Origin of the sequence: uncultured Chitinibacter sp. (genome assembly GCF_945957625.1) — a bacterium.
In the GTDB taxonomy this organism is placed as follows: domain Bacteria; phylum Pseudomonadota; class Gammaproteobacteria; order Burkholderiales; family Chitinibacteraceae; genus Chitinibacter; species Chitinibacter tainanensis.
In genome coordinates this window covers 34,946-48,426 of record NZ_CAMFLP010000010.1, presented here as the reverse complement: position 1 = coordinate 48,426, position 13,481 = coordinate 34,946, and the positions used below count along the sequence as shown (strand labels likewise).

The window sequence follows — 13,481 nt, the reverse complement described above, 5'->3', positions numbered from 1 at the left end:
CAGATATTGAGTACTGGTATGGGGTATTGCCTGCTAGGCATTGTAAATTTTTGCTTAGCGGGCAATACATATGATTAGTCTAGCGATAGATTGATCACACTTGGGCCGTTGGGCAGATTGAGTGGCTGGCCAACGACTTCGCCGCCAGTACCCATCAGGAAGCGGCCACCCTCAGCGCTAAAGCTGTAGTTCGCGCAGATTTCGTTGTGCCACTCGTTGTAAACCGCATCGCCGGTCGCTTTGCGAATTTCGCTCCAAGCGCCAGTGCTGGGGTTGCGATATTGCACATTGCTGAAATATGCGGCACGGCGGGTGTTGGCGAGGCACGAGGCTTTTTCTTCATACCAATCCTCCACAAAGGCCGAGGTACCGTACGGTGAGACTTTGGCCTGATAGCGCATGGTGGCAAATTTCTTACGCTGTCCATTGCTCAGATCAGTGAAGTACAGCGTGTAATCGGTTTTGCCATCGCTGGTTGCTGCGACTTCCAGCTCGAATCGATAAGTGACATTGGCTTGCGGCGTGTACGGGGCATAACACTTGATGCCTGTACCTTCGCCACCAAAATTCGAGCAGGTCGCCATCCCTTTATCAATCACCACCGGGCTCACGCCATTTACATCCCAGAGTGAGAACAGCAACTGGGAGGTTTGAATGCCGGTATAACCACCGGGGAAATTGATTGCCGAATAGTAAGTCGTCGGCGCCCAGCTCACCGGGGTGACATCCACTTTAAAGCCATTCCACAGCGGGGAAGACCAGTTGAGGTGGATCGAGTTGGCTCGGGTGCTGTGGGCAAACGCCTGTCCCGTGATTTCGGCCTCGCGGCGGCTACCATCGGCCAGGGTAATGCTGGCCCGTACCTGCTGACTGCTGGCTTTACCGGCGGTCCACCAGGCACTGATTTGGCCATTGCTATCGGTTTTTGCTGCCAGTGGGAAAACCCAGCCGCTGTCATTGCCGTTTACAGGGGTCCAGCTCACCGCGCAGCCCGCTACAGGCTTGCCCGCATTACTCACCTGAACCTTAATCACTTGTGGGCGATGGGTATCGTTGCCACTGGTTTCGTTGCTGGGGTCGTATAAAGTGCTGGAATACACCGAGCCGATCCGCGCCACGCCGGCGCTTGGGGTGAGTGCGGTTATTGCCGTGGCGGCACAGCTATTCGCAACAGGGCTTGGGCTGACGGTAGGAACTGGTGCAGCAGTCGGCGCAGGTGTGGCGCTTGCCACTGGCGTTGCCGTTGGGCTTGGTTTCGGGCTGGCACTTGGGGCTAGCGTGGCTAGCGGCGTTGGCGCGAGGGTAGGGCGAGGGGTTGCGCTTACTAGCGGCGTGCTGCTCGGGGTTGCGGCCGCGCCGATCAGTCGCCATACGCTGCTCTGGGCTGGATTGTCGCCGCGGGTCCACCATTGATTGCGATACACCTGACCCTGATAGCTCACAACCTGCCCAGCTTGCGCATAAATGGCATTGGCATCCCAGGGCTGCACGCTATTTGGCATGCTGCTGCTCGTTGGGGCCGGAGTGGCGGTGGTGACGGGTTTAGGGGTGGGTGTAAATGTAGGGGCTACCGTCGGTGCTGGACTATTACTACCAACCTTGCTCCAGACGCCCCACGGCCCGGTTTGCCCGGGTGTTTCTCCCTTGGTCCACCAGTTATTTTGATACAGCTGCCCCTGATAGCTTACCTGAGTACCCGGGGTGGCGTAGATGGTGTTGCTATTCCATTCACTCACGGCCAGCGCGGCCGGGCTGATGGCGATAGCGATCAGACCCAAAGCGGTCAAACGCATAAGATGCTCCTCCAGAGCTATTTTTTTATATTTGCGCACATCGGCTAAATCGATGCGTTCGTCATGATGCCGGAGGAATTTAGCAGAAATATCAGGATTCGATGATGGTCCTGAAGGGCAGCTTGTAATCTGCATCACCGCTGGGGCTGGCTTGGTCAGAAAATGGGGTTGGTTGCTGTTATTAGTGGATTGATTTAATTGGTTATTTCTTGTTTTGAAAGCAATAAAAAACCCGCTCGAAAGCGGGTTGTCCGACGAATGGCGGCAGGTGCTCAGCCGGCTTGGGTCGGGATGGCGTTGCTGCTGTGGGTAATGCGGTTATTGCTATCCACATACACCAGCGAAGGCTTGTGATTGGCCAGCTCTTCTTCGCTGTAATCGGCAAAGGTAGCGATGATGAGCAGATCGCCCACTTGCGCGTGGCGGGCGGCAGAGCCGTTCACCGAAATAATGCCTGAGCCGCGCTGGCCTTTGATCGCGTAAGTAGAGAAACGCGCACCATTATTGATGTTCCAGATGTCGATCGCTTCGTATTCGCGGATATTGGCCGCTTCAAGCAGATTTTCATCGATGGCGCATGAGCCTTCGTAATGCAGTTCAGCATGCGTCGCGGTGACGCGATGCAGCTTCGATTTGAGCATATTGCGTTGCATGGTGTTCTCCCGCCAGAGGCGCAGAGCCGAAAAAGATAGGCGCGATTATAAAACTTTGCCCCAAAAAGCCAAGCGTAAATAATCAGGCTGGACGATAGATCAGGCAACCGTCTAGTAAGTATTCACCGTCCTTGGTGCGGGCATCGGGCGCGATGCGGTCAAATTCATAGCGTCGGCCATCCAGGAGCAACCAGGCCGGGATCGGTTTTTCCTGAAAACGGCCCAGCGTTTCTTCGGCCCGCACGATGTCTTGCGCGCTGATGCTGGGGCGATAGCTTTGCTGGCGGCTGATTTCGGCCGCATCTTCGCGTGCATCGCGCTCTTCGGGCAGGGGCCAGTTACGTACTTCGGCCTGGGGCGCGGTTTCGCGTGGCTGCGTGGGTAGGCTGCGCAAATACCAGTTAAACAGGATGCGCGGCAAAATAACGCGCTTGACCTGTTTCTGGTTGTTAATCACGCAGGCGACACCAAAATCGGCGCCACACTGCTCGCAGCGCGCGGTGGCGGCGATGGCGATATGGTCTTCTACCAGCCGGGCCACGCCATGCATATGTTTGGCATGCAGCATGTGGCCGCAGCTGATGCAGGGTTTGGAAAATTGCCGTACTTCCTGGCCATTGGCAAATTTCAAAGGCAGAAAATCGGACAAACGACGGTTGGGCTGCATGCGGCTTCCTAAATGAGTGACCCGGCGCGGCCGGGCCTGACGCTTAAATGGTGGCGATTCGCGCTTCGACGGCCAATTCCAGATAATCGATATTCAAACGCTGTAGTGAGACTGTGGTGCCGGCCGGCAGTTCCGGCAGCCCGCCCACGCGCAAGACCAATGGCATGCCATCGACCCGCACTAGGTTTTCTTTAATGACCTGCGCGGTGAATTCCTGCATGCCTTCCTGTTCCAGATAGCGGATGCACCAGTAGCGCTCCATTTTGTCCTGGAAATCAGCATAGGCGGCGTAGGCCGCATCAAAAGCCGAAATGGCGCTAAACAGCTCGGCATCATTTTTCTGATAGCGCGGTTTTTCCTGCCGAATCATCGCCACAAGTTGTTGCTGGTTGATGAAATCCACCGCCCGGCGCAGCGGCGAGCTAGACCACATATAGCAATCCACGCCCAAACCGGCATGGGCGGTGGCTTGGGTCGAGAGTTTCACCCGGCCGCCGCCTTGCGAGCGGTAAATGCCGGCGATTTCAGCGTCGCGCAGGTCGGTACCCCACTGGCTGTTCACCAAAATCATCAGCTCGGCCACCAGTTTATCCATGGGCGCGCCGCGTTTGCGCGGTACGATGCGCACGCGCTCGGGCTGGCCCTCGACGCGATCAATGTAAAAACTGTAATCCAGTCGCACCGGGCCGGGTTGATCGGCCTTGCCGCGGCGGCCTTCCAGTGCGCCAGCCAGATGCCAGAGGAAGGTGAGTTCCTGCTTGTATGGGAAATCCGGCCCGTCGGCTTTGCCGGCGGTCTCTTCATTAAAGTACGGCTCGATGTCGTGGTGACGCAGGTTGGCGGCCACGGGCACGCGCTCGATGCGTGAGTAATGGCTCAAGACATCGTAGCCGGGCGAGACTTCCAGATACATCGAGAGGGCGGGACGGGCGGCGCCTTCTTGTAGGGTAAACACTTCAACCACTTCATCCGGCAGCATGGTGATCTTGTCGCCGGGGAAATACACGGTAGAGAGGCGATCGAGTACCAGCTGATCCACCGCCGAGCCCGGCGCAATGCCCAGCACCGGGGCGGCAATATGAATGCCGACTTGCCAGTTGCCATTGGGCAGGGTTTTCAGGCTGAAGGCGTCATCGATTTCGGTGGTGGTGGCGTCATCAATCGAGAACGCGGCCACATCGGCAATCGGCAAATCTTCGGGCGCGAACACCGGCTCAATCGCCGGAAAGCCTCGGCCTTTCGGGAAATGGGCGCTTAAGAAACCATCGAGGTGATACTGGGCCAGATCGCCCAGTGCGCCGATTTTTTCCAACAGGCGCAGCGGCGATAATTGCGCCGCTTCGGCGGCCTGAGCCAGCGCTTTGTATTCGAGGCCGTTTTTATCCGGGCGATGTATCAGGCGGGAAAGGTTGCTAGCAAAGGCTTCTGGCACGATACCCCGGAGGAGTTCCTCTTGCCAGACGGCCATTTGCTCGGCTTCACGCGCTTTGCGCTCCAGCCCGGCCAGCGCGGCTTTCAGGTTTTCTTCGGGGGCGGCTTTGTAGCGGCCTTTGCCTTTGCGATAAAAATACATCGGCGCGCCATGCAGGGCGATAACGGCGGCGGCCTGCTGAGTCAGGCTGGGGTTGGCGCCAAAATACTCGGCAGCAATGTCGGCAAAGCCGAATTCATCTTGCCCGCAGCATTCCCACAGGAAATTACTATCCACCTCGGCGGCCAGGGCTTGGGCGTTTTTCAGAAATTCATCGAGGCTGATGCGATCAAAGCGGAGCAGCACATTGGCAGTTTTGATTTTGCTGCGCTTGCCGCGCGCGTCTTCCACCTGCAGGCTGGCGGCCTGTTCGTCGTTGATGGTGGCGACTTTGAAGCTGCCGTCTTCCTCGTAAAATACATTCATTGCGTCTGCGCCAAAGCCAAAACCGCCAATTATATCAAAGCGCTGAGCCTGTGCGCGCAATTGCACCGGCGGCGCGCGTCGGGAACTGGCGTATTTTGTGTGATGGCGTGCCGCAGTCATGGTAATTACGCTATAAATCGGCCACAATCACGGCATCTTTTGTGAGTTTTTCAAGCCTTGTCAGCCTCTGCTTCTGCCACCGGTTCTCGCACTCTGCTTGCGGATATCGCCCCCGAAACGCCAGCTTTGGATCGGCGGGCGGTGGCCAGTGCTTTGCGCTTTGCGCTGGCCGAAACCGCCGCTGGTGGCCACAAGCTGGTGATCCTGGCCGGTGAGAGCGGTTCGGGCAAAACTACCTTGGCGCATGAGCTGTTGCCGCCTGTGCGTGAGCGCGGCGGCATGCTGATCGAAAGCCGGATCGAATCGCTGAGCTGGGGTAGCCCGCTCGATAGCCTGTTGCTTGGGCTGAGTCAGCTCAGCCAAGCACTCTGCCAGCAGCTGAGCGATTCAGGCCTTAGTGGCCGCGAAGCACTACTGGAGCTGGGTACGCGGCTGGGCCTGATTCAAACTAGCAGTAACGAGCTGGATTTAACCCAGGCCTTGCAGCTGCAACTTTTGGCCGGTGAATTACTCAGCCACGCCAGCCGTGAGCTGCGGCCACTGGTGTGGATTATTGATGGCGTGGATCAGCTGGATCAGGATGCGCTGGCGGTGCTGGACTATCTGATCGAAAATCGCTCCACCCCCTATCTGATGATCTTGCTCTGCGTGCGCGACGCCCAGCTGCCGATGCTGGTGCGTTGGCAGATGCATGAGCTAAGTCAGCTGTATCAGCTGGCGCCATTCAGCATTCGCGACACCATGACCTGGCTGGTAGAAGAGCAGAATATCAATCCGCGCCTGGCCGCCGAGATCGCGCCGTTTTTGCAGCAAACCTGCCAAGGTAATTTGCAGTTGTGCCGCTTTTTGCTCGATAGCCTGGCCGCGCATAATCTACTCAGCCCGGTGCCGGATGCGCAGTGGGCGCAACGTTTGCAGCAAATCTCGCTGCAATTGCGGGTGCCAGAAGCAGAAAACCATTTTCGTGAGCAGCTGCTGCAGCTCACTGAAACCGGGCTAGAGATGCTGCAAACGGCCAGCCTGATCGGACTGGAGTTTGATGCACGGATTTTGCACGACTACCTACCCGAAAGTGCGGTGCTGGAGCATCTGGCGCTCGCCAGTGGTTATGGCCTGATCGAACATCTGGGCGGTACGGTGTGGCGCTTTATTCATCCGCATCTGCAGCGGCTGGCCCAGCAAAGCTGCCCGCATCAGCATGAGGCCGAACTGCATGCGCGGCTGGCCTATCGCATGATGAAATTGCCGCAGTATGCCTTGCAGGCACTACGGCACGCCCAGCAGGCCGGCCCGGCGCTCACGCAGGCCGATCGGGTGAAATATGCGCAGCGCGGCGCGCAAGTGGCCAGCGAGATTTTGCAGCAGGGCAGCCCGCTGCATGCTGCGCAGATTTTGGAGCAGATGATGGCGCTGCTCGGGCCACGGCTGTGGCTGGACGAAGTGAGCCTGAGCGAGCAAATGATCGATTTGTGGTGCGCTTGCCTGCAAGAGCCCAATCAATATCGCGAAGTGCTGGTGGTGCAAAAAAACTTGCCGGCCGAGGCCAGTGCGCAAGTGCGCTACACCTTGTCGGCCTGCCGCCAGCGGCTGGCGCTACTCACGCAAGATTATGCCGGGCTGTTTGGCACGGCCGAAGATGCGCTCGGTAGTCTGGGCCAAGATTTATCCACCCAAACCCCGTATTGGTCGCTGGTCCGCGAGCTGGTGCTGGCCGGTTGGGAGCGGCTGCGCTATCGTCCCGCGCAGCAAGCCTGTGGGCAGAATACCCCGATGGATTCTGTGCTGCGCGCGCAGCGGGTGCTGGCGGCGCTGTATGGCCCGGGTCTGCTGGCGCGGCCAACCGCGCTGGCGGCGGTGACAGTGCGCCAGCTGCGGCTGCAACATCGCTATGGCCGCTCGCCCCACGATGTGGTGGCCAAAATTGGCGCGGCGTTGGCGCTGACGGCACTGCGTCGCTATGCCGCGGCCTTTAAGCTCGCCGATGTGGCGGAAGCTGAAGCGGCGGCGCTGGATGAAAACCAAGTGCTGTGGCCACGCCATCAAGTGCCGATTTTGAGTTTGGGCTTGATTCAGCCATGGCGGGCTGGCTTGCAGCAGCTGCTACCGAATTTGTGGCGCTGGCAGCAAAACGCTTTGCTGGAAGGCGATTTTGAATATGCCGGCTATGCCAGCATGTTTTACATTGGCCATTCGCTGCTGAATGGCAGCCCGCTGCAGCATCTGGAGCGCGAAGCGGCCAAGGTCGAAGATGATTTGCGCCATACGCGGCAATTGCAGTTGTTGCCGATGTCCAATGCCTTCCGCCAGGCGCTATATGGCCTAGCACATACAAGCGATAACCCGCCCTGGTTAGGGATCGGCGCGTTTCTCACACAGGAAGGCTTTGCGGCGCTGATGCAGCGCGATGATGCGTTGAATCTATGCCATTTCCATTTGCTGTCGGCCCTGACGGCGACCTACTGCGGCGCCAGTGATGCCGCGCTCAGCCAGCTGGCTGTGGGCTGGCAGCGTCATACCGCGGTGCGTGGCTCGATTCTGGCGGCGCTGATGCAGTATTTGCAGGGCCTGAATGGCTGCCGGATGGGGCAGTATGATGGCCCATGGGCGCGCCGGCGCTTAAACCGCATTCGCCAGCGCCTACAGCAGTGGGCAGCGCTGAATCCGGCCTTGTTTGCTTGCAAGGCGGCATTGCTGGAGGCGCAATATGCCGGGCGCTTTGCCGAATTCGAGCAGGCGCAAGCGGCGTTTTTGGCTGCCATCGAGCTGGCGCGCCAGCAGCAGCAACACCACGATTACGCGCTGGCGACCTTGCTGTATGGTGAATATCTGTTTGGCCAGCAGCATTTTCACCATGCCCGCCAGCTAATTAATCTGGCGGTGACCCAATACGAGCATTGGGGCGCGCATGGTGTGGCGCATTATCTGGAACGCCGCTACGGCAATTTCCTGTTGCCACCGCGGCGCTAGGGTATCGCGCTGTAGCCTTTATTGGGTGTGGCTTGCAGGGCAATACCCACTAGGGGCGCTTAGCTTTCACCCAGCTGGGCCAGCAACTCGGTCTGATGCTCATTGATCAGCGCCTGGGTGAGTTCGCTCAAATCACCATCCATCAGCGAATCGAGTTTATACAGCGTCAGGTTGATGCGGTGATCGGTCATCCGCCCTTGCGGGTAGTTGTAGGTGCGGATGCGTTCGGAGCGATCGCCCGAGCCGACCAGCGATTTACGCTCGGCCGCTTCCTTGGCCTGAATCTCGCGTAGCTGGGCGTCTTTAATCCGCGCCGACAATACCGCCAGGGCGCGGGCTTTGTTTTTATGCTGCGAGCGATCGTCCTGGCATTCCACCACAATGCCGGTTGGGATGTGCGTCACCCGCACGGCCGAATCGGTTTTGTTAATGTGCTGCCCACCGGCGCCACTAGCGCGGAAGGTATCGATGCGTAGGTCAGCCGGGTTGATATTAATTTCTTCCAGCTCATCCGCCTCGGGCATGACCGCCACGGTACACGCGGAAGTATGAATACGGCCTTGGGTTTCGGTCGCCGGTACACGCTGCACACGGTGACCGCCCGATTCGAACTTCAGCCGCGAATAGGCGCCAAAGCCGGCAATGCGCGCAATGATCTCTTTGTAGCCGCCAAGGTCAGATTCGCTGGCCGACATGATCTCCACCTGCCAGCGATTGCGCTCGGCATAGCGGCTGTACATCCGAAATAGGTCGGCGGCAAACAGCGCCGATTCATCGCCACCGGTACCGGCGCGAATTTCCAGAAAGATATTGCGCTCATCGTTGGGGTCTTTGGGCAGCAGCGCTTTTTGCAGCTCCAGATCGAGCTCTTCAATCCGGGCCTTGCCGGCTTTGATTTCTTCTTCGGCCAGCTCTTTCATATCCGGGTCGCTGAGCATGTCTTGCGCGGCGGCGATGTCGGCATTCACGCGATTAAACTCATGCCAGAGCTCCACCACCGGGGTGAGCTCGCTGTGTTCGCGGTTGAGCTTGCGATATTGTTCCATATCGCGGGTGGCTTCTTCGGATGACAACAGCGCGTTGACTTCTTCGAGGCGGTCGGCCAATTGGGCCAGTTTGGCTTGGATAGACGGTTTCATGGTGTCTTCAATTCAAAAGCAAATCGGGTCTACCGCGATGGTAGACAACAAGAAGGGCAGCGGAGGGCGCCGCTAGAATAGGCAGGGGCCGCGCATCAGGCTTGATCCTGTAGGCGGTACAGGCGGCGCACCAGCGCTACCAAGGCTTCCTGCTCATCGGGCTGGGCGCTATTGAGGGCGGCCAGCGGCGCATGCAGAAATTTATTACTGATCTGCTGCGCCAGTTGCTCCAGCACCCGCTGGGCATCATCCCCAGCCGCGAGGCGTTTTTGCGCTTTTTGCAGCTCGGCGCGGCTGATGCGCTCGGCATGGTCGCGCAGATCGCGAATGGTGGGCACCATCGCGCGGCTGGCCAGCCATGCGTCAAATTCTTTGACCTTTTCGCCCACGATGGCTTCGGCGCTGCTCACCTCGGCTTGCCGAGAAGCCATACCTTGTTGCACCACCTGGGCCAGATCATCCACGGTGTAAAGGTAGGCGTCTTGCAGTTCGCCCACTTCGCTTTCCACATCGCGCGGTACCGCCAGATCGACAATAAACATCGGCCGGTGGCGGCGCTTTTTCAGGGCGCGCTCGATCATGCCTTTGCCCACAATGGGCAGCGGCGCCGCAGTGGAGGTCACTACGATATCGAATTCGTGAATCCGCTCAGGTAGCTCGCTGAGGATAAACGCCTCGCCACCATGCTCGGCCGCCAGTGCCGCGCCCCGTTCTAGGGTGCGGTTGGCAACGGCGATCTTACAGGGGGACTGCGCGGCAAAATGGGTGGCGCATAATTCGATCATCTCGCCCGCGCCAATCATCAGTACCTTGCATTCGGCCACGGTAGGGAAAATCCGCTCGGCCAGCTTCACCGCAGCCGCGGCCATCGAGACCGAGGCGGCGCCAATTTTGGTTTGGGTACGCACATCTTTGGCGACGGCAAAGGCGCGCTGGAATACTCCGTTGAGCAAGGTGCCCATCGTGCCGGCTTCTCGCGCCTGGCGCTCGGCATCTTTGAGCTGGCCCAAAATCTGGGTTTCACCCACCACCATGGAATCCAAGCCGCAGGCCACGCGATAGGCATGGCGGGCAGCTTCGGCATTTTTGTATAGATACAGGTGGGGGGTAATGTTCTGCAGATCTTGATGGCGATTGTTTGCCAGCCAATACGTCACTGCATCAATGTCACGGGCGTGACAATACAGCTCGGTGCGATTACAGGTGGAGACAATCGCCGCTTCAAACACGCCTTTGAGCCCCACCAGCTCGGTGAGCGCCGGCAGCATGTCTTCCGGATTAAAGGCCAGCCGCTCGCGCACTGCGACGGGCGCAGTCTGGTGATTCAGACCAAGAACGATGAGCTGCATGCCAATGCCGGACAAGGAAGCGGTAAACCGGCTATTTTAACCGGAAAAGCACAGTTTGGGCGGCGGCGGGCGGCGTTTTTCTCCGCCCGCTCCGAGACTTAGTGCAGCTTGAGGCTCGGGCGTGCCACGCGGCGCAGTTTATCGCCGATCCACAATAAGCCCGCCAGCACCCAGCCATGCACTGCCGCCTGATGCAGCCGATAGAGCGAGGCGTAAATCAGCTTGGCGCCGCGACCTTCAACATAGTAATTGCGCTTGGGCCCCACAATCGCTGCCAGGCTACCCACGGCGGCGTGCTTACCCAGTGACACCATCATGCCTTGCGGCTTGAACACAAAGGGGGTGATCGGCTGTTGCCGCAGCTTGCGAATCAGCGCATCGGCCAGCCAACTGGCTTGCTGATGAGCGACCTGGGCGGTGGCCGGCAACTGCGGGCCGCCTTCGCCATCGGGGGCGCTGGCGCAATCACCGATGGCAAAAATCGCCGGGTCGGTCAGGGTTTGCAGCGTGGTGGTGACTTCGATCTGGTTATTGCGATTGGTGTGCAGCCCCAGCGTGGTAAGCCAATCGGCGGCTTTAACCCCAGCTGCCCAAACGCGAATCATGCCCGGGATTTGCTGGCCATCGGCGAGGGCAAAACCTTCGGGGGTAACCGCCGCAACACGGCTATTGCAGGCCACCATAATGCCGCGCTGCACTAAGGCTTCATTGGCATAGGCGGATAAGGATTCGGGCGCGCCCGATAAAATCCGGTTGGCGCCTTCGATAATGGTGATTTCCAGCTGGGCTGGATTTAAATTGGCGCCATAGTTATGCATTTCGCGAATGGTATGGTCGATCTCGGCAGCGAGTTCCACACCGGTGGCGCCGCCGCCGACAATCCCGATCGTGAGTTTGCTGGCGCCATTGCCCGTGGCGCCCACTGCAAACGACAAATCCAAAATGCGCCGGCGTAGTTGCTCGGCATCCCCGGGGGTATTCAGAAACATGCAGTGCTCGCGCGCACCGGGGGTGCCAAAATCATTGGCAATCGCGCCAAGCGCCAGCACCAAGGTGTCGTAGCCGATTTCGCGGGCGCCGGTTAGCTGCTCGCCATTGGCGCCTTGCACCGGGGCGAGGGCAATGGTTTTGCGCTCGCGATCGACGCCTTGCAGCCAGCCGAATTCAAACTGATAGCCATTGCGATAGCCATGGCCAAAATAATTGACTTCATCTTCGCCGGTGTTGAGCGCGCCGGTGGCCACTTCGTGCAGCAGCGGTTTCCAGATATGGGTGGGCGAGCCATCCACCAGAATAATCTGCGCCTGCCGGCGTCCGCCCAATTGCCGCCCCAAGCGGGTAGCTAATTCCAAACCGCCGGCGCCGCCGCCGACAATAACGATACGGTGTAATGCAGTCGATGTGCTCATGGCGCCCCGCCCTCGGAGGAATCATTACAAGATAGCGGCTGCCCGGATCACTTGCAGCCTCATTTGCTCAATGGCTCTGGCATTCTCGCACACTTGCCGTTAGTTACGTAGTTTTGTTACAAAATATGCTACTGGCGTGCGTGTGGGCGTAAAAAAAGCAGCCCGAAGGCTGCTTTGTGTAGCGCGGTGCGGCGCTTATTTGCGGTTGATCGCGCGCCAAGCGATGTCATTGCGGTATTGCATACCATCAAAGTGGATGCTTTCCAGAATTTCATAGGCGCGTTTTTGTGCCATTTTGTAGCTGTCGCCAAAGGCGGTGACACAGAGCACGCGGCCGCCGCTGGTGACGGGCTGGCCTTCGGCATTCAGCGCAGTGCCAGCGTGGAAAACATGGCCATCGGCCAGCTCGCCCGGCAGGCCGGTAATCACATCGCCTTTGCGTGGGGTTTCTGGGTAATTGGCCGCGGCCATGACCACGCCCAGCGCTACGCGGCGATCCCACTCGCATTCCACCTGATCCAGCGTGCCATTCACGCCGTGTTCGATCAGCGTGACGAAATCCGACTTCAGGCGCAGCATGATCGGCTGGGTTTCGGGGTCGCCAAAGCGGCAGTTAAATTCCAGCGTTTTCAGGCTGCCGTCTTCAGCTACCATCAGGCCAGCATACAAAAAGCCGGTGTAAGTGATGCCATCTTTGGCCATACCTTGCACGGTGGGCAAAATCACTTCGCGCAGCGCGCGTGCGTGGATTTCTGGGGTGACCACAGGGGCCGGGCTGTACGCGCCCATGCCGCCGGTGTTCGGGCCTTCGTCGCCATCGAGCAAACGTTTGTGATCTTGGCTCGAAGCCATCGCCAGCACGTTTTTGCCATCGACCATCACGATAAAGCTGGCTTCTTCGCCGGTGAGGAATTCTTCAATCACCACCCGCGCGCCGGCGTCGCCGAGCTTGTTGTCTGACAGCATCGCGTCGACCGCATCGTGGGCTTCGGTCAAGGTCATTGCCACAACCACGCCTTTGCCTGCAGCCAGGCCATCGGCCTTGATCACAATCGGTGCGCCTTTGGCGTCGATGTAGGCATGCGCTTTGGCGGCGTCAGCAAAGGTTTCGTAATCAGCGGTGGGAATGCCGTGGCGTTTCATAAACGCTTTGGCAAAGTCTTTCGATGATTCAAGCTGGGCGCCGGCTTGGGTTGGGCCAAAGATTTTCAGGCCGGCTGCGCGAAAGGCATCCACTACGCCTTGCGATAGTGGCGCTTCAGGGCCGACGACGGTCAGGGCGATGTTTTCGGTTTTGGCAAACTCCACCAGTGCGGCAATGTCAGTGAGATTGACGTTGGTAAGATTTTTATCCAGCGCGGTGCCGGCATTGCCGGGCGCCACAAACACTTTGCCCGCGCGTTCAGATTGCGCCAGCTTCCAGGCCAGCGCGTGTTCGCGGCCGCCAGAACCAATCACCAGAATGTTCATATGGACTCCATCAGGAT

9 protein-coding genes are annotated in these 13,481 nt (G+C 58.8%); 1 reads left to right on the top strand and 8 read right to left on the bottom strand.

Annotation, left to right across the window (positions count from 1 at the left end; all coding sequences use genetic code 11):
* Positions 1-74: 74 nt before the first annotated feature.
* From QV747_RS11890 to QV747_RS11875, 4 genes are all read right to left on the bottom strand, one after another.
* The gene (locus QV747_RS11890; protein WP_273431285.1) at positions 75-1,793 is read right to left on the bottom strand and encodes a DUF3472 domain-containing protein; all 1,719 of its coding nucleotides are present in this window, start codon (positions 1,791-1,793) and stop codon (positions 75-77) included.
* 272 nt (positions 1,794-2,065) lie between these two features.
* Positions 2,066-2,446 (bottom strand): aspartate 1-decarboxylase, encoded by a 381-nt coding sequence (gene panD / locus QV747_RS11885; RefSeq protein ID WP_028450315.1) that lies wholly within the window; start codon positions 2,444-2,446, stop codon positions 2,066-2,068.
* An 82-nt stretch (positions 2,447-2,528) separates the two neighbouring features.
* A complete protein-coding gene (locus QV747_RS11880) occupies positions 2,529-3,113 on the bottom strand; it encodes a hypothetical protein (RefSeq protein ID WP_028450314.1) in 585 nt (194 codons plus the stop codon).
* 43 nt (positions 3,114-3,156) lie between these two features.
* The gene (locus QV747_RS11875) at positions 3,157-5,010 is read right to left on the bottom strand and encodes a ribonuclease catalytic domain-containing protein (RefSeq protein WP_273431288.1); all 1,854 of its coding nucleotides are present in this window, start codon (positions 5,008-5,010) and stop codon (positions 3,157-3,159) included.
* A 177-nt stretch (positions 5,011-5,187) separates the two neighbouring features.
* Between QV747_RS11875 and QV747_RS11870 the strand changes: the two genes are divergently transcribed.
* A complete protein-coding gene (locus tag QV747_RS11870; protein WP_273431289.1) occupies positions 5,188-8,097 on the top strand; it encodes an AAA family ATPase in 2,910 nt (969 codons plus the stop codon).
* A 59-nt stretch (positions 8,098-8,156) separates the two neighbouring features.
* Here QV747_RS11870 and prfA read toward each other — a convergent pair whose 3' ends face one another.
* The 4 genes from prfA to purD form a co-directional block, all read right to left on the bottom strand.
* Positions 8,157-9,236, bottom strand: a complete 1,080-nt coding sequence (prfA, locus tag QV747_RS11865) for a peptide chain release factor 1 (RefSeq protein ID WP_028450311.1) — start codon at positions 9,234-9,236, stop codon at positions 8,157-8,159.
* 95 nt (positions 9,237-9,331) lie between these two features.
* Entirely contained in the window at positions 9,332-10,585 is a 1,254-nt protein-coding gene (gene hemA / locus QV747_RS11860) for a glutamyl-tRNA reductase (RefSeq protein ID WP_273431292.1), read from the bottom strand.
* 98 nt (positions 10,586-10,683) lie between these two features.
* Positions 10,684-11,994: an NAD(P)/FAD-dependent oxidoreductase gene (locus QV747_RS11855; protein WP_273431294.1), complete on the bottom strand. Its 1,311-nt coding sequence runs from the start codon at positions 11,992-11,994 to the stop codon at positions 10,684-10,686.
* A 195-nt stretch (positions 11,995-12,189) separates the two neighbouring features.
* The gene (gene purD, locus QV747_RS11850) at positions 12,190-13,464 is read right to left on the bottom strand and encodes a phosphoribosylamine--glycine ligase (protein ID WP_028450308.1); all 1,275 of its coding nucleotides are present in this window, start codon (positions 13,462-13,464) and stop codon (positions 12,190-12,192) included.
* Between the last annotated feature and the right edge of the window lie 17 nt (positions 13,465-13,481).